A 24,887-nucleotide genomic window follows, 5' to 3' on the forward strand; every position below is an offset into this window, starting at 1 on the left:
CATTGGAACAACCGGCGGCGTCAGAAAAGGCTTCAGGGCCATACCCCGGTCGAGTACCGGAATATGACCCTGACGGTCTAGGACGCTATCATGATAAATATCGTCCAACTTTTGGGGCGCAGTTCACAACGGGGACCTTTCAGATGGGACGATCGCCGTGGAAAGCACTTGCGTTGTGATATGAAAAATACGGAAAGGCACGCGAGAAATATCGGAGGGACAATATGGAATTCGATGTGAACGATTTGCAATGGACACGGCAGCCAAAAAGCTGCGTTATTTCCCAGGATCACATTGAAATCGTCACCCAACCACATACCGACTTGTGGCAAAGAACCTATTATCATTTCCGCAATGACAACGCTCCCGTGCTTCAGATGGATACGGAGGAACGGTTCTTCTCCTTTGTGGTCAAAACGGAATTCCCTGAAAGCCACCATCGGTTTGACCAGTGTGGCGTGGTCATGTATCTGGATTCAGAAAACTGGCTGAAGGGCTCCATCGAATATGAGAATGAGCAATTCCAGCATCTGGGCAGCGTGGTAACGAATGAAGGCTATTCGGATTGGGCGACCACGGAAATTCCCGCCAGCATTAAATCCATGTGGTATCGCCTGAGCCGCAGAGAAGACGATTTCTGCATCGAATGCTCCGAGGACGGGACTGTTTTCCACCAAATGCGTATATGCCACCTGAGCAAGGCAAAAGGAAAGATCCGATTCGGAATCTACGCCTGCAGCCCAGAGGATTCTTCGTTCCGTGCCGTCTTCTCAAATATGAAAATGATGGAATGCCAATGGCTGGCACATGACGGTCAGGCACCGGACGAGGAATTGTAATGCGGTTCATATTGCGTCAGGTAAATCCCGGTTGCTAAGGATCCATTCATATTAATGGGAAAACCATTGATTGCGCCCCGATAACGCTCTACAGCTATAAGGGGCGCAATCAATTTAAGACGCATTATTGTCCCTTAACCCCATACTGTTAAAATGTGCCCTATTGTAATGCACATTGCATTGTCAGGAGTCCAAATGAAGTACAGCGCGCTTTTGAATAGTGGCGCATCTCCCGGTGAGCTTCAGATATCCATCGTCGGCAGTGACATTGTTTCCGCTAGTATGCGGGTTCTTGAGAATCTCTCGGAAAGGGATTGATTACGGTGGAGTTTCTTAACAACGTTGGGTCCGAAAGACTCGGTGACGCCTTTGCCTCATCCATTGATGAAGGTGCCAGGCTTTCCATCATTAGCGCATACTTTACCGTTTTCGCCTATAAGGAGCTCAAAGATGAGCTGTCGAAAGTCGAGAACGTACGTTTTCTTTTCAGCGAACCGACATTCGTCAAGACCATGGAGAACGCGAAGGAACCTCGCCAGTTTGAGCTGGAACGTCGAGAACGTGAACATGGCATTGGCGGTGTGGGACTCGAACTTACATTGAGCAACAATCTTAACCAAAGAGCCATCGCTCGTGAGTGCGCCGATTGGATTCGGAATAAAGGAACATTTCGCTCGGCACGTGTCAGAGGCGCTATTCAGCCCGGCGGCACCTATATCGTTGAAAACCCTGCCGGAACGGCACATGGTTTCATGGGGGCAAGCGCCACATTCACACAGGAAGGTCTCGGCTACGAGCATCGGCCTGACACAGTGACAGGTGTGAGCCATTTCGAAGGCAGGAATGAGACCGCCGGCCTTAAGGCAATGTTCGAATCGGTTTGGAACAATCCGGCCATGGTCGAAGACGTTACGGAATGCGTGGCGGAACAGGTCCAGACGCTCTACCGTGAAAATCCGCCCGAGTTCGTGTATTTCCTGACGCTCTACCATCTGTTCCGCGAGTATATGGATGATGAGGAAGACAACGGCATCCGATCCGGCATCAACTTCGAGGATTCGGTTATCTGGGGGAAACTCTACGACTTCCAGCGGGATGCCGTCGTGGGGGCCATCCGAAAACTCGAGAAATATAAGGGCTGCATCATCGCCGATTCCGTGGGCTTGGGCAAAACGTTTGAGGCGCTCGCCGTCATCAAGTACTATCAGGAACGCAATGACCGCGTCCTCGTGCTATGTCCTAAGCGTCTGCGCGAGAACTGGACGCTGTGGACCAACGACAACGACGACCGTAACCCACTGGCTGACGATCGTTTCAGCTATACGGTGTTGAATCATACCGACCTTTCGCGCTATTCCGGTATGAGCGGTGAGGTTGATCTTGAGCATTTAAGATGGGGTAATTTTGATCTGATCGTCATTGATGAGAGCCATAATTTCCGCAACAAGAGCACCGATGCCGAGAAGAAGGACCGCTATACCCGCCTCATCGAGGATGTCATCAAAAGCGGCCGCCGCACGAAGGTGCTTATGCTTTCTGCGACGCCGGTAAACAATCGGCTGCTGGATTTGCGTAATCAGATCGAGCTCATCACGGAAGGTGACGACGCTTACCTTGCGGATACGGATGGCATCCCTTCCATTACGCAAGTGACGCGTGTGGCGCAGCAGCGTTTCAACGAATGGAGCAAGCTGCCCGACGAGGAGCGAACCACGGAAAGCTTCGCCGAAGCGGTGAACGCCGACTACTTCAAGCTACTTGATGTACTCACCATTGCGCGCAGCCGCAAGCACATCACAAAGTACTATGGTGCCGAAAACGGCACCTTCCCTACAAGGCGACCGCCATTGTCGTTCCAGACGCCAATCGACCTTGAAGGAAAACTGCCTCCGATAGCGGAGCTTAACGACAAGATCGCACAGCTCACGTTCGCCCAGTATCAGCTTTTGGGCTATGTGAGGTACAGCCTACGGAAGAAATATGAGGATCGTTACAGCGACACATGGGGTAAGGATTTTAACAGTCAAGTGCATCGCACCGCTGCCGTAGCGAATCTTATGCGTGTGAACGTACTCAAGCGTATGGAATCCTCAGTGAACAGCTTCGATATCACGCTCCGTCGTATCCTCGAAGGCTGCGAGGCTCTGCTAGCCCAACTCAACGGACTGAAAGAAGCAGGGAAAACAAGGAAGCCGGCTACCAGTACTGGAACCTGGGACGGTGACTTTGACGACGATGACGACGCCGAGGAGTTTGAGGCAGGCTCCAAAGTACAGGTCGACCTTCGTGACGTCGACCAGCTCAAGCTCCGCGCCGACCTTGAATTCGATATCACCGTTCTAAAAGAACTGCTTGAATATGCGGATTCCGTGACACCCGAGCGTGACGCAAAACTCGCCAAGCTGAAGGAGTTCATCGCGGACAAAGTCATGCACCCCTTCAATCCAGGCAGCCGCAAGGTGCTCGTGTTCAGTGCATTCTCCGACACGACGGCCTATCTCTTCGAACAACTCGCACCTTGGCTCAAAAACGAACTCGGACTCGAATGCGCCGAAGTGAGCGGATCCTACAATCGGACATATTCGCTCAAACTGCGCAGAACCACGTTCGAGAACATCCTCGCGCATTTCTCCCCGGTATCCAAGGAACTGCCGGAAGCACAGCGTGCCCAAGGCGAAATCGACATCGTCATCGCAACCGACTGCATTTCCGAAGGCCAGAACCTCCAGGATTGCGACTGCCTCGTGAACTACGACATTCACTGGAATCCAGTACGCATCATCCAACGTTTCGGACGTATCGACCGTCTGGGATCACGCAATAAGGAAATCCAGCTCGTAAACTTCTGGCCCGACATCGCGCTCGACGAATACATCCAACTCGAAGGACGTGTAAAAGGTCGCATGGCATTGCTGGACGCCTCCGCCACGGGCGAAGAGAACGTGTTTGAAGCCAAAGCCTCAGGAGAGATGAACGACCTCAAGTATCGCCGTCAGCAGCTCAAACAGCTGCGTGAGGAAGTACTGGACCTTGAAGACATGTCAGGTGGCATCTCAATCACAGACCTGCAGTTCGACGACTTCCGCGTTGAACTCCAAAGATACGTGAAGGAGCATCCCGACCTTCTGGAGAACGCATCCATGGGAATGCATGCCGTAGTGCCCATCCCCGAAGGACTACGCGCTGAAATCAAGCCCGGCGTCATTTTTTGCCTCATGCAGAATGACGACAGCCGCAACCCTCTGGATACGAACCCGATTTTCCCGTACTATGTCGTCTACGTCACAGCCGACGGGGCACATGTGACGAAACATACGCGGCCGAAGACGGTACTTGACATCATGCGCGCGGTATGCGCCGGCCACGCCGAACCAATCGCCGATCTCTGCCGGGCCTTCAACCGAGAAACAAAAGACGGTCTTCGCATGGAAGCCTACACTGAATTGCTCAACACCGTAGTATCCTCAATCACCGGCGTCCAAGAAGAAAAAAGGCATAGACTCACTATTCAGCCTCGGCGAAGTCGGAACCGGCTCCGTCTCAGGCTTCGACGACTATTCGCTTGTAAGCTTCGTGGTGATGCGATGACGTGGAAATGGAACGACTGTCTGGCATTACCGGACGCAGCGCTCGCAGGCAACAAGCGTGTGCCGAAGACCGTAATTGTCAAGCAGGCACTGTTGACCAAGCACGAGCAGAAGACGCTTGACAAGGTTGCACGTCTTGAGCATTTTGCGACGGTTGCTAAATCGACGACGCGCATACCGTCGCGAGTCGATGATGCCTATGATATCGCTGCCGTGATCTTCCTCCGTTGCGAACTTGCCGGATCAAGCGAAGCCTATGCGGAAGTTGCCCGTCTTCTCCACAAGTGCTTTCCCAACCCCACGGTGCTGCTGATGGATGGCCAGGATACGCGTTGCATGTCTGTGGCGGTCAAACGCAAAAGCTTGGCTGAGAACGGTGCGACCGTTGTGGAAACGGAAGAGTCAACGGGGGCGTTCCATGGGACGGACACTACTTGGAAAGGATTCCTGAACGCAATTGCGTGCGGCCGTCTGCCGCAGGAAGATCTTCTTGCGTATGTTCGGGGACTGGCCGGTCGGGTACGCATGGCTCGTGCCATCCCCGTTGTGGGTTTCTATCCTAACTGTGCGCCTGAGATGGCAGACGCTCTTTTTGAGCTGATAGCGCATGATGATACCCTGCGTTTGGAGGAAAACGAGGTCCGTGCGCAATATCGCAACCAGGAGTTGACGCTCAACGAAACGGCGAAACTGCGCATGCGGCTTAGGGGAATCGAAAAGCAACGCGGGCAGCTGTCCGCAGAGATTAAGGAGATATGCAATGGTTGAGCTCGAGAAACTGGACCTCGAATCAAAGGACCTCGTCGATGATCGTTTGAATAAGCTTCGCGAGCTTATGCCCGAAGTATTTTCCGAGAGCGGTATCGACTTCGAGAAACTGAGACTCGAACTAGGTGATGAAGTCGATGACGGTGACGAGCGCTATGCGTTTACATGGCCGGGGAAACACAATGCAATTCGTCTTGCGCAAACCCCAACAACTCTTACTCTTAGGCCTTTGCCTGAAGAGAGCGTTGATTGGGATTCAACGCAGAACCTTTACCTCAAAGGCGATAATCTCAAAGTCCTAAAAATCCTTCTGAAATCTTATTTCAATAGTGTCAAACTTATCTACATTGACCCTCCATATAACACCGAAGGCGACTTTGTCTATGAGGACTCATTTAGCGATTCAATCGAGGATTACAAAATTCAATGCGGGCTGAGCAATCAAGCGAGTCCAGATTTGAGTGGACGCAAGCACTCTCGTTGGTGTACTTTTATGTATGCTAGAATGAAAGTCGCTCGCGAGTTGTTAACTCATGACGGAATAGTAATTATAAATATCGATGAGCACGAGTACACCAATCTTCAATTCATTATGCATGAGGTTTTTGGGGAAACAAATGATCTCGGGACTATCGTTTGGGACAAAAGAAATCCGAAGGGCGACGCCACTGGCATCGCAATGCAACATGAATACTTGGTAGTATACGCACGCGACAAGTCGCAAATTGCTGACAAACATATCCTGCAGAGACCCAAGAAAAATGCCCAAGCTATACTCGACAAAGCAAAAGCATTGTTCACTTCCATCGGTCCAACTTACTCTCTTTCAGATGCCAATCGTGACTTCAAAGAGTGGATAAAAAGCCGAAATGAACTATCGGGCGGAGAACGTGCTTATAACAGTATTGATGAGAACGGCGAAGTATATCAGCCTGTTTCCATGGCATGGCCAAACAAAAAACGGCTCCTGATGATTATTTTGTTCCTCTTATTCATCCCGTCACTGGAAAAGCTTGTCCTGTACCTCCACGAGGTTGGAGAAACCCCTCGAAAACCATGCAGGAATTGCTCGACAACGATTTAATTGTTTTTGGAAAGGATGAGACGACTCAACCTAGACGTAAGTATCTTCTTCGCGAAAACATGATGGAGAACATACCTTCGCTTTTATATTTTGGCGGAAGCGATACGGCTATGCTAGAAGCGATGGGCGTCCCCTTTGATACGCCGAAGGTAACTTCAGTTTGCACTGAGCATATACAATCCCTTACCTCAGGTAGCGATATCATTCTGGATTTCTTTTCTGGATCTGCAACAACTGCTCATGCAGTCATGCAAGCTAATGCAAACGACGGAGGAAATCGTCGTTTCATTCAAATCCAGCTTGAAGAGCCATGCAAAGAAGGCAGCGAGGCAGCAACGGCCGGATTTAAGACCATCTGCGAGATTGGCATGAAACGTATCCGAGAGGCTGGTGAAAGTCTTGACGCAAACGATACGGGTTTTCGTGTGTTTAAGCTTGATGAATCCAGCATTGCTAAACCAAAATCAGGCGAGCTTCTTCTCAATGTTGTCAAGTCTGGCCGCTCTGATCTAGATATAGTTTTCGAAATGATGCTCAAATGGGGGCTTGAATTGACTCTTCCTATTGAGCAAGAGGTAGTTGCAAGCTATCCTTGTTATTCCGTTGCTTGCGGCGAACTCGTCTGTTGCCTCGCTCCTGGACTCACCACCGAGGCGCTTGAAGCCGTCGCCGACCTTGGCCCACGTCGCGTGCTTATCCTTGATTCTGTGCTTACGGATTCTCTTAAGCTTAATGCCATCCAGATCTTCAAACGTGTCGAAGAGCGTACGGGCCGTGAAGTTGAACTGAGGACGATCTGACATGGCAACGCTTGAACTGAAATATTCTGCGAATCAGCAGCATCAGATAGAGGCGGTCCAGAGCGTCTGCGACCTGTTCCAAGGGCAGGAATTCATGAATAGGGAGTTCCTTGCCGAAGCCGCCGATGACCATCAGTTGTTTGAAAGTGTGGGGCACGCCAACGATCTCCGCCTTTCTATGCGTCAGCTTGAAAGCAACCTGCATGCCGTACAGGAGGAGAACTCCCTGCCCACTACCGATGCTGAAACCGATGGCAGGCTCCGTGACTTTACGGTGGAAATGGAAACGGGCACCGGCAAAACCTATGTGTATACCCGTACGATCTTCGAGCTGAACCGTCGCTATGGCCTGACCAAGTTCATCATTGTCGTGCCTTCCGTTGCCATCCGCGAGGGCGTCATGAAGAGCTTCCGCAGTACCAAAAGCCACTTCGCGGCGCTGTATGACAACGTGCCCCTTGACGTGTTCGTCTATGACTCCAAGGACATGGGGCCGGTAAATAATTTCGCGACATCAAGCTCGATCCAGGTGATGATCATCAACATCGGTGCCTTCAACAAGGCCTATTCCGACGATGGCGGCATCGACAAGGGCAATATTTTCCATCGCCCGAGTGAGAAACTGGTCGGTGGACGTAGTCCACAGGAGTTGGTCGCGGAATGCAACCCCATCGTCATCATCGACGAGCCGCAGAGCGTCGATAACACACCGAAGGCGAAGGCCGCCATCCGCAGCCTGAACCCGCTGTTCGTACTGCGATACTCGGCCACCCATAAGGAGGAATACAACAAGGTCTACACGCTCACCCCCGTCGATGCATACCAGCAGGGGCTGGTGAAGGGCATCTGCGTTGATTCGGTTCTGACCCAGGAGGACCTGAACGGTTCTTTTGTGCGACTCGAGTCGGTGAAGAGCGATCCCTTCGCCGCGAAGTTGACCATCGATGTGAAGCAGAAGGACGGCAGTCAGAAGCGCAAAGCCGTCAATGTGAAAACCGGCGCGAACCTTTATGACACGAGCAAGGAAAATCCCGATTACGAGGCCGGATGGATCGTGAACAACATCTCCGCTCAGGAAGGCAACGAGTTCGTGGAGTTTCTGAACGGCGAGCGCCTTTATCTTGGACAGGCGGTCGGCGACGTCGCCGCCGAGGCGATTAAGCGCGCACAGATCAGGCGTACCATCGAGGATCACCTGCAGAAGCAACTGGAACTCTACCCTCGAGGAATCAAGGTTCTTTCGCTTTTCTTCATCGATACGGTCGAAAAGTATAGGAAGTACGGTTCCGGTTCAGGTAATGAGTACACGAACGGGGAATATGCGGTCGTCTTCGAGGAAGAGTACGCCGATGCGGTAAACAGGTGGCGTCCGCGTTATGAGAAGGCTGGCGTCCCTCTGGATGATGACGCATCCGTCGTGCATTTCGGTTACTTCTCCCAAGATGGCAAAGGGCGTATCAAGAACACCTCCGCCTCGGCGAGTACCGCAGCTGACATCTCCGCTTTCGAGACCATCATGCAGGACAAGGAGACGCTGCTCTCTTTCCCCTCTGACAGCGATGGCGAGGAGCCCAGACGTAAGAAGCGCATCCAATTCATCTGGAGTCATTCGGCGCTCAAGGAGGGTTGGGACAATCCCAACATCTTCCAAATCTGCACGCTGGTGGAAACCAAGGACACCATGACCAAGCGTCAGAAGGTGGGTCGCGGTCTGCGCTTGTGCGTCGATCAGAACGGCGAGCGCTGCTATGACGAGGACGCAAACGTGCTCACGGTGATAGCGAACGAATCGTACGAGGACTTTGCCAAGGGCCTTCAAACCGAAATGAAGAAAGATGGCATACGCTTCGGCGTCATAACACCGGAAAGCTTTACTTCCGCTGTCATAGAGAGGTCTGATGGCACGGAGGAACGTATCGGCTACGAGGGGTCGAAGTCAATTTTCGAAAGTTTGCTTGCAGCAGCTCTTGTGGATAAGCAAGGTAATATCACGGAAGAACTTAAGGTGGCTGCCGAACAGAACGCCGTTGAGCTCCCTGCCGGAATGGAATCTGCAAGAACGCAGATTCAGGCAATCATTCTGCATAAGGCGCAGAAGCTGCAAATCAAGGATAAATCCAAGGAGGTCAAGGTCAAGCTTCAAAAGGATGTGAGCGGCGAGCCTGCGTTCCAAGAGCTTTGGGAGCGCATCCGCAAGCGTACGCGTTTTGAAGTTGACGTCGATACAGAGGCGCTTATCCGTGAAGCCGTCACAGCTATCAGCCAAATGCCGAAAGTTGAGGCCCCGGAAGTCATTTCAACGTATGCCAACATTTCCATTGATGACACTGGTATTGCCGGCGAAGCGATCAGATCTTCCTTGGTTCAGGTCAAAGGTCGACGCGCCTACGACCTGCCTGACCCAATCGCCGAGCTGCAAGACGTCGTGGGGCTTACCCGTGCGACGATCAAGCGCATCCTGGAAGGTTGCGGGCGTTGCGATGAGTTCGCAGTCAATCCTGCGCTATTCCTGGAACAAGTGGCGGGAAAGATCAACAAAGCGAAAAATGAGGCAATCGCGCAAGGGATCAAGTACACCAAACTCCCCGAAGACGACTGGTACACGATGGAAGATCTGGAGCCAGGCGATTTGAAGGCATATCTTGATCAGAACGCATGGGAGCCGAAGAACGGCAAGAGTCTTTACAACTATGTTGTGTATGACTCCTCGAGCGTGGAGAAGCCCTTTGCCGTAGAGCTTGATCAGGCGGAGGAGGTGAAAGTGTTCGCCAAGCTCCCTGACCGCTTCAAGATCGATACCCCGCTTGGTAGTTACAACCCTGACTGGGCTTATGTCGTGGAAAAGGACGGTGAGCATCGCATCTACTTCGTTACCGAAACAAAGGGCGGCGGCAACAATGACATTCGTGTGAGCAGAAAGGAAAACACGAAGATCCAATGTGCCAGGAGACATTTCGAAGCGATCGGTTCGCCTGATCTCGAATACAACGTGAGAACCACGTATCGCAGCATAGGCGTCTAAGTACGATTCTTCGCGCTGCTGACGAAGGTTCTTAATTGCGTGAAGAGACTTGCGAAGCAAAATAGCCCGTACACGACATTAGTGTGCGGGCTATTCTGTGTTCTCCTTGAGAGGTAGGGTAGTGCCCGCTATTTCGCTCGTCTGTAGCCTTTCGGATGTACTCTACGTAAGCCTTCTGCATTGATAGAAGTCGATATCGTCCCACACATTCCAAACTTGTCTAGGAGCGAGAGCAGCGTATCGTCGGAATCCGATTCGGGAATCATTGACGTGGATCCTCCGATGAGCTTCGTATAATCCTCCAGCTCCGCATCTTTGAAACATCTCAAAACTTTGTCTCTATTGATTTCGTTTTCATGTCTCTCTAAGTACCATGCGAGAAGGCGTAGTCTTCCTTCGCGATTCGCCTTTAAATATTTCAGGGAATTGAAGAAGAGATCCCAGTCAATCTCGATATTATCGGTTACGATCATTTCATCGTACATTGCCAACGTCTTAGCGATCTGCTCCTTAAACTCTGCGGTTGCAGCTCCGTAATATGAAGAAAGATTCACCAAGTCATTTGGATCAAAATGTTTAGCGACTATCGCCATGTTAATATCGATTGCATAGCTTTCGTCGAGACGAATCATGCCATCGAAGCAAGAAAGGGCAGCGAGCTTCTTGCTGACATTGATATTCGATTTTAGCAAAGCAATCACTTCATCTTCCTCTATTTTTCTTTCAACTTCGTTAGAGGAATCAACGCCAACTAGTGAAAGAAAACCATTTAAATCGGAAAGTATGTAATCAAGTTTCAGGTTGGAGCTGCAAGTTATAAATTTGTCTAACATGTCGCTGTTCATTTCGATGGTTTTGGTTTCGAGCATCGCTTTCACCGTCTCGTCGTCTAATTTGCTAATATCGAAAGACCGGAACTTAAACCCGCATCCAGCCAAAACTGTCTTTTTATTTTTGACCGACACGGTCTTGCACTCAACAATTTTGCTGACGATATCTTTCGCGTCCACACCTGCTTTTTCGCATTTTGTGGAATTCAGGTCAATGGGCGCACCTTTTGTCTCGATTAACTTAGCGAGATTAGCGGGAATTGAGTTTCTTGCCCATTGATAGAACAATATGACATTGTCTGCATTACATTTGATAAGTTCATTCGCCAGTAGCATGCTTCTGTAATCGGGTGAAACGACTTGGCTGATATCCTCGATCTCAACATCCGCTAAAGTCTCGATATACATTTGAGCGGTCTCCGCTTGAATGGTCTTTTCGTTCAAGACATAGATCACTGACTCCGGTGCGTCCTTGAGCGGCTTCTTGGATTCTCCGGTAACACTAGAGATGAAATAATCCATGTTTTTGGAAACGACATCCTTTATCGGACAGTCAGAGAGCTTCAACACCTCTGTGATCAAAGCGCCACGGTCCATGCTCCCGTTCACTTCGAACTTGAGATTCAAATATCCATCGATGATCAAAGCGGCAGGCATGAAAAGACGGTTATCGTAAACAAAATCCAGTAGAATACTATTTGCGTTTTGGAAATCGATAATTTCGGTGCAATACCCGACGCGATAGAGACCCTCCTCGATTTCCGCATCATTGAAACGTGGATCTCTCTCTAAGAAGTGAGGATCCGCATTGATGTATTCTGTAAAGGCGTTATTCTCCATATCGAGTAGGCGAAAACCATCTCTATTGACAAGGCAGCACTTGCAGAAACAGCGTTTTTCTTCCGCTGATATCGTCTCATCATCCAATAGCTGCGCAGCTGGACTGTCGAAGTAGGTAGGAATCCATGCGAAAATTTCAGGTGTGAACTGTTCTGAAGCGATGAAACCTGCGAGATACTGAACGCCGCCGGATCGCTTGACAGACGACATGAATTCATTAATCTTCTGCTTGTCCTTGCTGCTAAGAAGCGCCGACACAATCCAAGGGTTTCTTATACCTATTCTGGAGAATTCTCCCCGGCTCATACGCCTAACGATCTCACTTGGAGCTTTAGGCCGATACGATAGATCAACCGACTTTGCCTGTTTAATAGCTGACAGGAAGTCATCATCTTCTGCACAAAGCGTATCGGAATAGAAGTTGCTGATATACCGGCGGTAGGATTCGTCAATATATCCGGATGAAACCAGAAATCGCAACATCGGGAAAGAAGGACTGCTTAGAACAGTGCTCATCGAAAGCTCTTCAAAATCCTCCTCACGCTCAATATCGGTGCTTCTAAAATTGAATAAGTCATCTGCATCTGGTAGCTCATCAATAAGCTGCTTAATAGTCATTGAGCGCAAAGTCTCAGATTTGTCCCTCAACTCCTTCTGACGAGCTCGAATAATATTGCTTCTGCTACCTGCATCATTTTGGACCTCCAGAAGTCTCGATTGATAAAGGGTGTTTTCCTCCAGTCTCTGCATGAGGCTCTCGAGTTGATGAGAAGCCCATGATCTTTCTTTGATAGCGTCTAAACAAGAATGCGGGTCAAAATCTTGTGCGTTGCTAAAATTTCTAAGACTCTGGACGATATTTGCCAATTCAACTGTACCGAACATGCATATAAGCTCTTCCTCGCTTACTTCAAGTTGGTGTTTAATATCGTTCAGTTCATTTTGTAGTTTTGCATATTCGGCTTCGTCGTTTTCTGTTAATTTGGCGATAAGTCTTTGCTTTCCGTTTAATACTTCATGAAGGTAGCCTCGCCCAGCTTGGAGCAACTCAAAATCTCCCGGAAACAATGCCTTGTATGCAAGCAAAGCGATTAGACGCTCGGAGTCTCCATCGGCAAAAGACCGACTCTTAAACAAGGCCCTCTTGTAATGATATGCCTCATCGGCTATATCATGGATGATTCTAGGATCGTCAATATACGAAGAAAGCTGATAGAGAAAACCTTCGTCGACTTTCATCCCAACTCCGCTAAGGGCATTCCGGAAGATGTCCAATGCGCTATTTGGGTCGATATAGGGAACGACTGGGATGACATAGTCGAAGAATTTCGTTCGATCATGAGGATTTTCGAACAGTCCGTCACGCACCAGGAAAAAGAACTTTAATGGTTTTGCTTTTTTCTTTTTTGTGCTGCAGAATCTGGAGTCATTCGCCAAGGCGTTTAAGCTCCTCATCTTCTCAAAGATTGCCATCGAATCAAATCTATCAAGATCTTCAAATACAACCGCATCCACCTTGGATGCATTGAGTAAATATACGATTTCGTCTGCACAGCGTTCGTAGGGAGACGTCGAATCAGACGGTGTTACCTCAAACTCAGCGTCGAAAATTTTGATTCGCCTGACCATTTTTGAGATCACGCTCGTGCGTACAAGATGGTATATGCCGACACCTGCTATAACCATCCATGTGACAAGCATGAAGCATTTCGTGTAAGAAAGTTGGAAGGGTAAAAGTTGGGAGGAAGCTTTCGCCAAATATGCGGTTAGGAGTATAAAAGCCAAAACTAGTATGGCTATAGACGCATCGACAGCGGGTTCGCGGTCGCTTAATCTGCGGAATCGGCTCTTCGGAGCCATGGATGTGCCGATTTTATGGACCATCTGTCTGAGAATCTCTGCTTCGATAGCATTTTGAACCGAGGCGCTTTCCGATCTCTGCTCGTCATTTATTTCTCCGAAGGCGGCAAGAGAAACGGTAATCCATTTTTCTTTGTGTTCTTGCCGCTCTCTTTTTACTTTCTCCATGACAGAGCTTTTGCCAGCTCCGTAAGGGCCGGAAAGAGCAATGTTTCTGCAGAGTGGATCATTCAAAACTTTCTCAAATTCTACTTCATATACTGAGAACTCTTCATCGGACAGTTTCTTGGGATGAAGAGGCAGCAGAACGGGCTTTCCCTCGTTTACCAAATTGGACTCCTAAAATTTTAAAACCAACATCATCAACAAGGCGCGAAACTTTATTCGCTTTGCTGATAAATCGTTGACCTTGCAACGTCAACCTTTTTTGGAGGCACCTTTATCTTGGACCTCCATGGCACGCTGTGCTTATATTCAATTGGAAATTGTGGTTTTAAACGTACATGTCAATTTTTCGGGTTTGGTTATGAAGCATACCAACCACCGATACAGGGATTTGATTAATTGGAAGCATCCTACTTCTTTCAATTGGAAGGTCCGGAAGACAAAGGTTACAACATGCTTTTGTCTATTTTATCTGCTGCACAGGAAAGGAAGGCTTATTTGTCGTCGCGCTTGCGGTTGTTTGCCGAAAACTACAATTTGATACAAAGAGAGTTGAGGATATCCTAAGTTTCCGGAAGCCCTTTCTCGGAAGATTAAGCCGTTTATACCAGTGAATATAGTTTTAGCGATGGGGTGCGGGACAATACGGGCATAGAACACGCATTCGTTTGGATGCAGAAGACGACAAAAAGTCGCGGCATTCGCAATTCTTTACTTGTTATCAAACTGATGACATATGTGCTAACAAACCTTGTCGGGATCGTCCGTCCACGTGGGTGCTATTGCCGGAAATTCCTCTCTCAACGTCTGCTTCAAGATTGGTAGAACATCTTCCAAAACCCAATCAAAACGTCTTTTTTCAGATGCTCTTCTTATGAGATTTCTCAAATCGGTTGAAGATTTCGCTTCGTCGGAATCAAGAACATGGGCTATGACATGTTGGAAGACGGATTCAGCTTGGTTGTCATCGTATATGAGCCTAAGCGCGTCGATTAATCCTCTTGCATATCCGATAGCCTCGGCCACGTCATAGTATCTGTTCGGCATACTGATAGTTTCCATCTTTATGCTTCCGGTTCCCTTTTCGTAAATCAGGTCCAGAATCTTTTCATAGACCTTGCTGGCGCTTGTCTCTGAATCGTTGTTTTCGTGTGTTATCTTTCCGTCGACAGACAACAGCGACTCGCCGCAGCGAAGGCAAGTGACTTTAAGGTCTCTGTCATTGGCGCCGCATATTCCGGGCAACACTTCGTAGGAAAAATCCCATCCTCTAGGTCCCCTAGGATATTTTCTACGGCAATCGCGACGATCGTACCAAAATTGCTCAAGAGCGTCGCGTTCCTCATCGGTAAGGTAGATCTCATATTTTTGTTGAGTAGGCTCAGTTTCCTCGAGACTCCAACGGAACACCGTTTCGCCATCTTTATTCACCCACGCGCTTTTAACCCGGTTCTCTTTCCTCAACTCCTCAAATTTCTTATCGAAATACGACCTCATGGATTCATAGGTGTCGAACTTGCGGTACTCCACGCCGGTGCTATGGTGCCACTCGGCAAAACATGAACCCACGCTGTGTTCTGTTCCAAGATTGCAGCCTGCGTGTATAAATCCTTTCCACAAATCCCCTTGCGCAGGGCCTGTGACCATGACGTTCTTATCTTCCGGAAGGAAAGAGATGAAATAGCGGGGATTATCTGGATCGTCGAAAAACAATCTTCCGCACTTCTCGCATTGATAGAATTCCCTCTCTTAATCGAACGGTTCAGATAGGATGCCGAGATCTTGTCCTCGTCCGGTTCTTTCCGACGCTTCCCAGTAGTCTTCAATATCCATATCGGCCACATAATGCGCCTTATAAGGCAGGGAATCCGTCGTGTCGGTTATTGTTCTCCCACATCCGCAATGAAAACGCATCGCAGGCTCCTCCCGTCACTAGTGCAGCTTATTCAATTATTGCAGAGCGCGAGTGATTCGGAATAGATGGGGTGGCCAGTTCTGAGAAATTCTTTGATTGGAGGTACTTCTTGCATAGAAACAAAACTATTTCAGAAACGATTCCAAATCAAAATCAAAGTACCCCCGAAATCTCGTGGATTTCGGGGGTACTTAGCGATTGTTTTTTGCCTGTTTCGGCAGCTCGCCGCATTCTGCAACGTCCTGACTTTATGAGTCATAGTGGATTGCTGCGGGTGGTTTTATAAAACTGACAGGGGTTTACTCCCACTCGCTCCTGTTAGAAGTTTTCTAAACAGATTTGCTTATGGGATTTAACTTAGAGTACTGGTATGCTTTTCATTATTCAAATAGTAGAGGTCATCTGATTTTTGTTGCCATGGTGTTGTCGCGGAACAAACAGATGCTTATTGATTTTCCAGCGGCCTTCTTAATGTTTCAGGGAGCATATGGTTTAACTCTTTTCTGGAGAAAAACTGCGATTCATTATCTTTCAATGCCTTTTGTGCCAAGGAGTAGCTTTTATTGTCTGTCAACGGCGCAGAGGCATATATTTCTGCTGCACGCTCTTGAAGATTATCTCGTCTAACTACAATTTCTTCTCTTGAAAGTGTGAAAAAATCTGTAAGTAAGGATAGATATAATTCTCTGAGTAACCACAACTTGTTTGATGTCTCTAAGTGCAGTTTATGGATAGCAGACAAATCAGTATCCTTAAAATACGCAGTTAGAATTAACAAAAATGTTGAGCAAGCACCGCTTACCCAAGTCAGTAAAATTTGGTTAGTAATTAGCGTACCAATAAAACCGCCAGTCGATATCGCAGAAAGGATTAACTGTAACCACTTTAATGCTGTATATTTCTTATACAATCTTGCCGCATGGATTACTTGAGTAGTATAAGAATATACAACTTTCCCATAGGCTTCTTCGATTTGATTATAGAGCTTTATATCATGATTCCGGGAATTTGTTTCCATATATTCCCCTCCAATCCTGATGCCAGATATAGGCATAATCTTTATTGTAGTCCTCTAAGGCTTCTAAACATTTATTATATGCTTTTTCAGCATCGCTTTTGAAACTGTATTTTTTATAGACACGTTCATTGCTGCCTGGTTTAAGCCAATACGTTTTATCTGCATTATCCAATAAATACTTGAAAAAATCTCTGGACATCCAGTCACAGTATGTATATGACTTATCTGCATGCTGATAATCTTGAATAAACCGATAAGCTATTGTGTCGATTAGGATTCCTGACATCAGAACAGTGTGTTTACTGTTCCATGCTCTAATCATTCTGCATAATCTTTTCAAATTTTTGTCTGATAGTATATTTTGCAAATTAAAAGCATCAATTTCAGCTTTTGGATTCATGCTTTTCCAAGAACCACCGTTGTTTGTATCTGGATAGCAATAACCAGATCTATCTGAATATCTAAATGCAGGAACAACTTCAAACTTAACGTCATCAGAAAAAACAATATCCACAACCTGTCCATCAGCACTTACTGAAGATGAACTATATGTTTTTTTGCAGACTGCATTTTACTGTCTGTAGCAAAGCTGATTGTCCATTGCTGGAATAATCATTATATTTTGTGTAGTAACTCCACGGCAATTCTACAACTATGTCCACGTCACTCGTATAGATGCAAGTACCTCGTCCATATGATCCTACATATAGACTGTGAGTAGTGTCTGAATCGCTGTTCCAAAAATCTTGATTAATTCTTTTGGTGATTGTGTGATATCGTGTTTTAATGTTAGAGACAGCAGTATCGCTTAACCGCAAATTAGAACAAAAACTTGAAAAGTCATTACTTACAGAAATGCTATCCATTATTCCTCCTCACACAGATATTTCACTGTTCTTTTGCAAATTGTCTGTGCAGCCATCACTTTGAACTGCGCCCCAAAAGTTGGACGTCATTTATCATGATAGCTCCTAGGTTTTCAGGGTTGTTTATGTTCAATTAGAAATTACGGGTTGGAGGCTGCGATGCTCCTCCTGTCCCGTTTTGGTCCAGAATTTCCACCGCAGTCCTGTGCGAGCAGTTACTTTTGTATGAATTGAGTGTTTATCTTGTACGCTATAGGCGGCACATACCGGAACGCATATGAAAAATGAACCAGTCCCGTAGCATGCCTCGATAGTTTTCTTTTTGATTGATGAACTAGGATCGAAGTCTTATGTCTGTCAGCATGCCTAATTGATCGCTTATTCATGTATTTGACGTGCAGAATCGTTTCAAAAAGAAAACGGGGGAAAACGTCCCCGGCACTTGGAAGCCTTCCTTGCGGAAAACCAAGCTATTTATACCATCGAATACATCTTTTAGCAATGTGATGTGAAAATGACATGGGCATGAAGCGACACACCTGGGTATGGAATGAACTTTTATTTCTGAAGGCGTACATATTTAGTTTGGCCAAACACCTAAAAGTAGAGCGTCCTGGTCAATCCCAGGACGCTCTAAATATCAATGCGTTACCGCACTGGTTTACTCCCACTCAATCGTTGCCGGCGGCTTGGAGGTGCAGTCGAGAACGACGCGGTTGATCTGGCGGCATTCGTTGGTGATGCGCGTCGAGATGGTGGCCAATACGTCGTACGGCAGACGGGACCAGTCGGCGGTCATTGCGTCTTCGGAAGAGACCGGGCGCAGCACGATGGGGGAGCCGTAGGTACGCTCGTCGCCCTGCACGCCGACGGAGTGCACGTCGGCCAGCAGCACGACCGGGCATTGCCAGATGTCTCGATCCAGGCCGGCCTTGGAGAGTTCTTCGCGGGCGATCGCGTCGGCTTCGCGCAGCAGGTCAAGACGTTCCTTGGTGACCTCGCCGATGATACGGATGCCGAGGCCCGGGCCCGGGAACGGCTGGCGCCACACCATTTCCTCCGGTAGGCCAAGCTCGGTGCCGATGGCGCGCACTTCATCCTTGAACAGGGTGCGCAGCGGTTCGACGAGCTCGAACTTCAGGTCTTCCGGCAGGCCGCCGACGTTGTGGTGGCTCTTGATGTTGGCCGCGCCATCGCCGCCGCCGGATTCGACGACGTCCGGGTACAGCGTGCCCTGCACGAGGAATTTCACTTCCTTGCCTTCGGCGCCGGCCTCTTCGATGACCTGACGCTGTGCCTTTTCGAACGTGCGGATGAACTTTTCGCCGATGATCTTGCGCTTGCGTTCCGGCTCGCTCACGCCGGCCAGGGCGGTGAGGAAGTCTTCGGCAGCGTCGACGGCGATCAGCTTGATGCCGGTCGCTTCAACGAAGTCATGCTTGACCTGTTCGACTTCACCCTTGCGCAACAGGCCGTGATCGACGAACACACAGGTCAGCTGGTCGCCGATGGCCTTGTGCACGAGTGCCGCGGCCACGGCGGAATCGACGCCGCCGGACAGACCGCAGATCACCTGGGCGTCTCCGACCTGTTCGCGGATTTTGGCGACCTGGTCTTCGATGATGCTGGAGGCGTCCCAATTGTTGTCCAGTCCCGCGCATTCGTGCAGGAAGGTTTCGATGAGCTTCTGGCCAAGCGGGGTGTGCTTGACTTCCGGATGCCACTGCACGCCGTACAGCTTGCGGGATTCGTCCTGCATGGCGGCGACCGGCGCGCCTTCGGTGTGCGCGAGGACCTCGAAGCCTTCCGGAGCGCTCTTGACGGCGACGCCGTGGCTCATCCACGTGTCCTGATCGGCGGGGGAGCCGGCCAGCAATCCTTCGGCCTTGTCGATGACGGTGGCGGTCTTGCCGTATTCACCCAAGGCGGCCTTGTCGACATCGCCGCCGAGCTCATGGGCCATGACCTGGAAGCCGTAGCAGATGCCCAGCACCGGGACACCGGCTTCGAAGATCTTCTTGTCGATGGTCGGGGCTCCCGGCTCATATACGGATGCGGGGCCTCCGGAGAGGATGATGGCCTGCGGGTCCTTGGCCAGCATGTCATCGACCGGCATCGAATGCGGTACGAGTTCGGAATAGACATTGGCCTCACGCACGCGGCGGGCGATCAGCTGGGCGTACTGGGCTCCGAAGTCAACGACGAGCACAGGACCTGTTGCCATAAGACTCTCCCTTAATAATAAGTCAATTGTCACGGTTGGGATGGAAGTGAACAGTATAACCTATTGTGGCCTTGCGAGGCGACAAAGAAACGGCGTTGTGCCGCGCTTTCCCTCGCATGAGCGAGCGGTGTCTTTCGAATGGGCAAACGTAACAAACCCTCACGTTCTATTAGACAACACGCCGCGCGGATATACACCGAAACGAACGTGGGAAAATGGGTGAAGTGGCAGTAAATGGCTATTTTCCAGTCTTTTTGTTAATTGAAGACATATTTACTTCCTTCACAAATCAGTCATCAAATCATCACAAAAACAGTATTTTTTCTAACAGAATCAAACATACTTGCAAAAAAATAGCGCAAAGTCGCGCACGGCTCGTAATATAACGAAGTGATTGGTGACGGGCTATGCATGGGATCGCAAAGTTTCATGCATGGGCAAGTCTCCAAACGTTAGTATCAATCGCACAATATTGTGCAGGAGTACAGGAGTACATATGACGAGTCCTGTTATTGGCACCCCTTGGAAGAAGCTGAACGCTCCGGTTTCCGAGGAAGCTCTCGAAGGCGTTGACAAGTACTGGCGCGCCTCCAACTATCTTTCCATCGGCCAGATTTATCTGCGCAGCAACCCGCTGATGAAGGAGCCCTTCACCCGCGAAGACGTCAAGCACCGTCTCGTCGGCCACTGGGGCACCACCCCGGGCCTGAACTTCCTGATCGGCCACATCAACCGTCTCATCGCTGACCACGGCCAGAACACCGTGATCATCATGGGCCCGGGCCACGGCGGCCCGGCCGGTACCGCTCAGTCCTATCTGGACGGCACCTACACCGAGTACTACCCGAACATCACCAAGGACGAAGCTGGCCTGCAGAAGTTCTTCCGCCAGTTCTCCTACCCGGGCGGCATCCCGTCCCACTTCGCTCCGGAAACCCCGGGCTCCATCCACGAAGGCGGCGAACTGGGCTACGCCCTGTCCCACGCCTACGGCGCTGTGATGAACAACCCGAGCCTGTTCGTTCCGGCCATCGTCGGCGACGGCGAAGCTGAGACCGGCCCGCTGGCCACCGGTTGGCAGTCCAACAAGCTCGTGAACCCGCGCACCGACGGCATCGTCCTGCCGATCCTGCACCTCAACGGCTACAAGATCGCCAACCCGACGATCCTGGCCCGTATCTCCGACGAAGAGCTGCACGAGTTCTTCCACGGCATGGGCTATGAGCCGTACGAGTTCGTCGCCGGCTTCGACGACGAAGATCACATGTCGATCCACCGCCGCTTCGCCGAGCTGTTCGAGACCATCTTCGATGAGATCTGCGACATCAAGGCCGCCGCTCAGACCGACGACATGACCCGTCCGTTCTACCCGATGATCATCTTCCGTACTCCGAAGGGCTGGACCTGCCCGAAGTACATCGACGGCAAGAAGACCGAAGGTTCTTGGCGCGCCCATCAGGTGCCGCTGGCTTCCGCCCGCGATACCGAAGAGCACTTCGAAGTGCTGAAGAACTGGATGGAATCCTACAAGCCGGAAGAGCTGTTCGACGAGAACGGCGCCGTGAAGCCGGACGTCACCGCCTTCATGCCGACCGGCGAACTGCGTATCGGTGAGAACCCGAACGCCAACGGTGGTCGCATCCGTGAAGAACTGGTGCTGCCGAACCTCGACGAGTATGAGGTCAAGGAAGTCAAGGAATACGGCCACGGCTGGGGCCAGCTCGAAGCTACCCGCCGCCTGGGCGTCTACACCCGCGACGTCATCAAGAACAACCCGGACAGCTTCCGCATCTTCGGACCGGACGAGACCGCTTCCAACCGTCTGCAGGCCGCTTACGACGTGACCGACAAGCAGTGGACCGCCGGCTACCTGTCCGAGCTGACCGATGAGCACATGGCTGTCACCGGCCAGGTCACCGAGCAGCTGTCCGAGCATCAGATGGAAGGCTTCCTGGAGGGCTACCTGCTCACTGGTCGCCACGGCATCTGGAGCTCCTACGAGTCCTTCGTGCACGTCATCGACTCCATGCTGAACCAGCACGCCAAGTGGCTGGAAGCTACGGTTCGTGAGATCCCGTGGCGTAAGCCGATCTCCTCCATGAACCTGCTGGTTTCCTCCCACGTGTGGCGTCAGGATCACAACGGCTTCTCTCACCAGGATCCGGGTGTCACCTCCGTCCTGCTGAACAAGACGTTCAACAACGATCACGTCGTGAACATCTACTTCCCGTGCGACTCCAACATGCTGCTGGCCGTCTCCGAGAAGTGCTACAAGTCCACCAACCAGATCAACGCCATCTTCGCTGGCAAGCAGCCGGCCGCTACCTGGCTGACCCTGGACGAGGCTCGTGAAGAGCTCGCCAAGGGCGCTGCCGAGTGGAAGTGGGCTTCCAACGCTGCCTCCAACGACGAAGTCCAGGTCGTGCTGGCCGCCGCCGGCGATGTTCCGACCCAGGAGATCATGGCCGCCGCCGACAAGCTGAACGCCATGGGCATCAAGTTCAAGGTCGTCAACGTTGTTGATCTGATCAAGCTGCAGTCCGCCAAGGAAAACAACGAAGCCCTCTCCGACGAGGAGTTCGCTGAGCTGTTCACCGAGGACAAGCCGGTCCTGTTCGCTTACCACTCCTATGCGCACGACGTGCGTGGCCTGATCTTCGATCGCCCGAACCACGACAACTTCAACGTTCACGGCTACAAGGAGCAGGGTTCCACCACCACGCCGTTCGACATGGTGCGTGTCAACGACATCGACCGCTACGAGCTCGTCGCTGAAGCTCTGCGCATGATCGACGCCGACAAGTACGCCGCCGACATCGAAAAGCTCGAAGCCTTCCGTCTGGAAGCCTTCCAGTTCGCTGTCGACAACGGCTACGATCACCCGGATTACACCGACTGGGTGTACTCCGATGTGAAGACCGACAAGCAGGGTGCCGTCACCGCCACCGCCGCCACCGCTGGCGACAACGAGTGACGTTAGCACGAACGCATAACGGTTCATAACGGATGAGGGCTCGCTGGGCAACCAGCGGGCCCTCATTGCGTTTGCGGGGTTATCGGGGGAGAATCGGATTGAGCGGCGACGGAATTCTAAGGTACTAGCATCTTCCGCTCATTCAGTACTTCCTGTATACAGCGTTTCCGTACACTGTGCCAGCTGTGGCCGCAAATTGTATTGGCAGCACTGGCACATTGTGTATGCGGCACCCACACATTGTGCCAGTGCCACATACACAATGTGCGTAGAGTGCCCGGGCAGCGCACAATGTGCGTCGAATCAACGCACAATGTGCGTGTAAACAGCGCACAATGTGCTAGTGGAAGCCGTCCGACGCACAATGTGTATGTGACACCTACACATTGTGTATATGACATTCACGCATGTGCGTGGGGCACTCACACATTGTGCGTGCGGCACTGGTGCATCGTGCGTCGGAATAGGGTGCGGGAATGGGTTTGCTTACAGAGATGTGGGTTGTGATGGTTCTCTCATATTGTCGGAATCATGATTACCGGAAATGATGTGGACCGTAGCCGATATCGCCGATATAGAGCCATCTATGGTTGTTGCCTTGCAGGAGGAGCGATACTGTGACCCACCTCACCTGTGAAATTTCGCACAGGTTTGGTGTGCGTTTTCGCTGATGATTGCGCGTAGCCTGTTTTCCGTGCGGGGCACAAGAGAGGGTATACGTCCCGCGCGGAAAGGGAAGTATGGCAATGATTCGTGAAAATCGCTGGCTGCGGGCCGTCGCTCCGGCCCTGCTGATCCACATCTCCATCGGCACCGTCTATTGCTGGAGCGTGTTCAAGCAGTTGATCGCCGACGAATTCCAGGTCAGTGCAGGGCAGGTCGAATGGGCGTTCTCCCTCGCGATCTTCTTCCTCGGCATGTCCGCCGCATTTCTTGGCCCTATGGTCGAACGCGACGTCAAACGTTCCGCGCTCATTTCTCTGGTCTTCTTCATCATCGGTTTCGCGGGCACGGGCGTCAGCATCATGCTGCATTTCCTGCCGGGCGTCTACATCTTCTACGGCGTCATCATGGGCATCGGCCTTGGCATCGGCTATCTGACGCCGGTCAAGAACCTCATGCTCTGGTTCTCCGATAATAAAGGACTCGCCACCGGCATTGCCGTCGCCGGCTTCGGCCTGGCCAAAGCGATCGCCAGCCCGGTCATGGAATGGCTGATCGCCGCACAAGGTCTCGTCGGCATGTTCTTCATCCTTGCTATCGTCTACGCCATCATGATGGCCGCCGGCTGGCTGCTGATCAAACGTCCCGCCGGTTACGTGTACGATCCGCGCAGCGCAAAGGCCAGCCGGCTTTCCATCATGCGCCGCCCGGCGTTCTGGGGCATCTGGATCGCTTTCTATCTGAACATCACCTGCGGCCTCGCCCTGATCTCCCAGGAAAAGGACATCCTGTCCGACGTGCTGCATAAAAGCCCGCAATATGCGGGGCTGAGCGCAACGGAATTCTCCGCGGCGATCGCAGGCGGCATCGGCACCGTGCTTGCCGTCGACGCGGTGTTCAATGCCGCAGGACGCCTTGGCTTCTCCGCATTGTCGGATCGCTGCAGGCGTCGCGAAACCGCATACAAGGCGCTGCTCATCATGTCGATCGTCGCCTGTGCGTTGCAGTTGCTGACCGGCAGCATCGCCAACGGCATTCTGTGGAGTGTGCTCATCATGCTGTTCCTCGTCAACGCCGGCTACGGCGGCGGCTTCTCCACGCTGCCGGTGCTGCTCGACCAGCATTTCGGCATCGCATCGGTCTCCACCGTGCACGGCCTCGCATTAAGCGCATGGGCGTTCGCCGGTCTTTCCGGCAATCAGCTGGCATCCTTCATCGTGTCGCACGCAAGCAATCCGGAGAACCGTTATGCGACGCTGATCCCGGTATTGACCGTGCTGTATGCAATCGCATTGGTGGCGATATGGCTGGTCGGCCGCCGGAAAACCGAAGAAAGCGTCGCGTAGCAAGGCAGTCGTTGCATGCAAGCAGGCCTCGCATGACACAACATGCGTGCGGTATGGCAATACCGCCATACCGCTATAATCTTTTG

General features: G+C 50.9%; 12 protein-coding genes and 1 pseudogene. 8 read left to right on the forward strand and 5 right to left on the reverse strand.

Translation table 11 applies throughout. The features are described from left to right. The 6 genes from AC1AX7_RS01830 to AC1AX7_RS01855 all read left to right on the forward strand — a co-directional run. Positions 1-81 (forward strand): IS3 family transposase (locus AC1AX7_RS01830; RefSeq protein ID WP_476508673.1); only part of this gene is annotated, 81 nt, incomplete at its 5' end. Positions 82-236: 155 nt separating this feature from the next. Further along, positions 237-839, forward strand: a complete 603-nt coding sequence (locus AC1AX7_RS01835; protein ID WP_476508412.1) for a DUF1349 domain-containing protein — start codon at positions 237-239, stop codon at positions 837-839. A 323-nt stretch (positions 840-1,162) separates the two neighbouring features. Next, positions 1,163-5,194 (forward strand): DUF4391 domain-containing protein, encoded by a 4,032-nt coding sequence (locus AC1AX7_RS01840; RefSeq protein ID WP_476508413.1) that lies wholly within the window; start codon positions 1,163-1,165, stop codon positions 5,192-5,194. Continuing rightward, positions 5,187-6,278, forward strand: a complete 1,092-nt coding sequence (locus AC1AX7_RS01845; protein ID WP_476508414.1) for a site-specific DNA-methyltransferase — start codon at positions 5,187-5,189, stop codon at positions 6,276-6,278. Before AC1AX7_RS01840 ends, AC1AX7_RS01845 begins: the two co-directional genes overlap by 8 nt. Further along, positions 6,251-7,078 carry a DNA methyltransferase gene (locus AC1AX7_RS01850; protein WP_476508415.1) on the forward strand — a complete coding sequence of 276 codons (828 nt, stop codon included), beginning with the start codon at positions 6,251-6,253 and terminating at the stop codon, positions 7,076-7,078. Before AC1AX7_RS01845 ends, AC1AX7_RS01850 begins: the two co-directional genes overlap by 28 nt. Before the next feature lies 1 nt (position 7,079). Continuing rightward, positions 7,080-10,100 (forward strand): restriction endonuclease, encoded by a 3,021-nt coding sequence (locus AC1AX7_RS01855; RefSeq protein ID WP_476508416.1) that lies wholly within the window; start codon positions 7,080-7,082, stop codon positions 10,098-10,100. Positions 10,101-10,228: 128 nt separating this feature from the next. Here the strand turns inward: AC1AX7_RS01855 and AC1AX7_RS01860 are convergent, their stop codons facing one another. The 5 genes and pseudogenes from AC1AX7_RS01860 to guaA all read right to left on the reverse strand — a co-directional run bounded on the left by AC1AX7_RS01860 (position 10,229) and on the right by guaA (position 19,818). Further along, positions 10,229-13,960, reverse strand: coding sequence for a YobI family P-loop NTPase (locus AC1AX7_RS01860; protein ID WP_476508417.1), 3,732 nt, complete (start codon positions 13,958-13,960; stop codon positions 10,229-10,231). Between the two features lie 576 nt (positions 13,961-14,536). Then, positions 14,537-15,508: a hypothetical protein gene (locus AC1AX7_RS01865; protein ID WP_476508418.1), complete on the reverse strand. Its 972-nt coding sequence runs from the start codon at positions 15,506-15,508 to the stop codon at positions 14,537-14,539. Between the two features lie 647 nt (positions 15,509-16,155). After that, entirely contained in the window at positions 16,156-16,728 is a 573-nt protein-coding gene (locus AC1AX7_RS01870) for an SLATT domain-containing protein (protein WP_476508419.1), read from the reverse strand. Then, a pseudogene (locus tag AC1AX7_RS01875) lies at positions 16,703-17,594 on the reverse strand (SMODS domain-containing nucleotidyltransferase). Before AC1AX7_RS01875 ends, AC1AX7_RS01870 begins: the two are co-directional and overlap by 26 nt. A gap of 661 nt (positions 17,595-18,255) precedes the next feature. Continuing rightward, the gene (gene guaA, locus AC1AX7_RS01880; RefSeq protein WP_476508420.1) at positions 18,256-19,818 is read right to left on the reverse strand and encodes a glutamine-hydrolyzing GMP synthase; all 1,563 of its coding nucleotides are present in this window, start codon (positions 19,816-19,818) and stop codon (positions 18,256-18,258) included. 496 nt (positions 19,819-20,314) lie between these two features. Here guaA and AC1AX7_RS01885 point away from each other — a divergent pair, with 496 nt between their 5' ends. Next, complete coding sequence (locus AC1AX7_RS01885; protein ID WP_476508421.1) at positions 20,315-22,792, forward strand: phosphoketolase; 2,478 nt, start codon at positions 20,315-20,317, stop codon at positions 22,790-22,792. Between the two features lie 740 nt (positions 22,793-23,532). Continuing rightward, positions 23,533-24,801: an OFA family MFS transporter gene (locus AC1AX7_RS01890; protein ID WP_476508422.1), complete on the forward strand. Its 1,269-nt coding sequence runs from the start codon at positions 23,533-23,535 to the stop codon at positions 24,799-24,801. Positions 24,802-24,887: the final 86 nt, after the last annotated feature.

The organism is Bifidobacterium sp. LH_449, from assembly GCF_056356755.1.

What these genes read in the sequence shown, in the direction of transcription:
- AC1AX7_RS01845 (WP_476508414.1), top strand. Translation starts at nt 5,187, where the DNA reads ATGGTTGAGCTCGAGAAACTGGACCTCGAATCAAAGGACCTCGTCGAT.
- AC1AX7_RS01850 (WP_476508415.1), top strand. Translation starts at nt 6,251, where the DNA reads ATGCAGGAATTGCTCGACAACGATTTAATTGTTTTTGGAAAGGATGAG.
- AC1AX7_RS01855 (WP_476508416.1), top strand. Translation starts at nt 7,080, where the DNA reads ATGGCAACGCTTGAACTGAAATATTCTGCGAATCAGCAGCATCAGATA.
- AC1AX7_RS01870 (WP_476508419.1), bottom strand. Translation starts at nt 16,728, where the DNA reads ATGGAAACAAATTCCCGGAATCATGATATAAAGCTCTATAATCAAATC.
- guaA (WP_476508420.1), bottom strand. Translation starts at nt 19,818, where the DNA reads ATGGCAACAGGTCCTGTGCTCGTCGTTGACTTCGGAGCCCAGTACGCC.
- AC1AX7_RS01885 (WP_476508421.1), top strand. Translation starts at nt 20,315, where the DNA reads ATGACGAGTCCTGTTATTGGCACCCCTTGGAAGAAGCTGAACGCTCCG.
- AC1AX7_RS01890 (WP_476508422.1), top strand. Translation starts at nt 23,533, where the DNA reads ATGGCAATGATTCGTGAAAATCGCTGGCTGCGGGCCGTCGCTCCGGCC.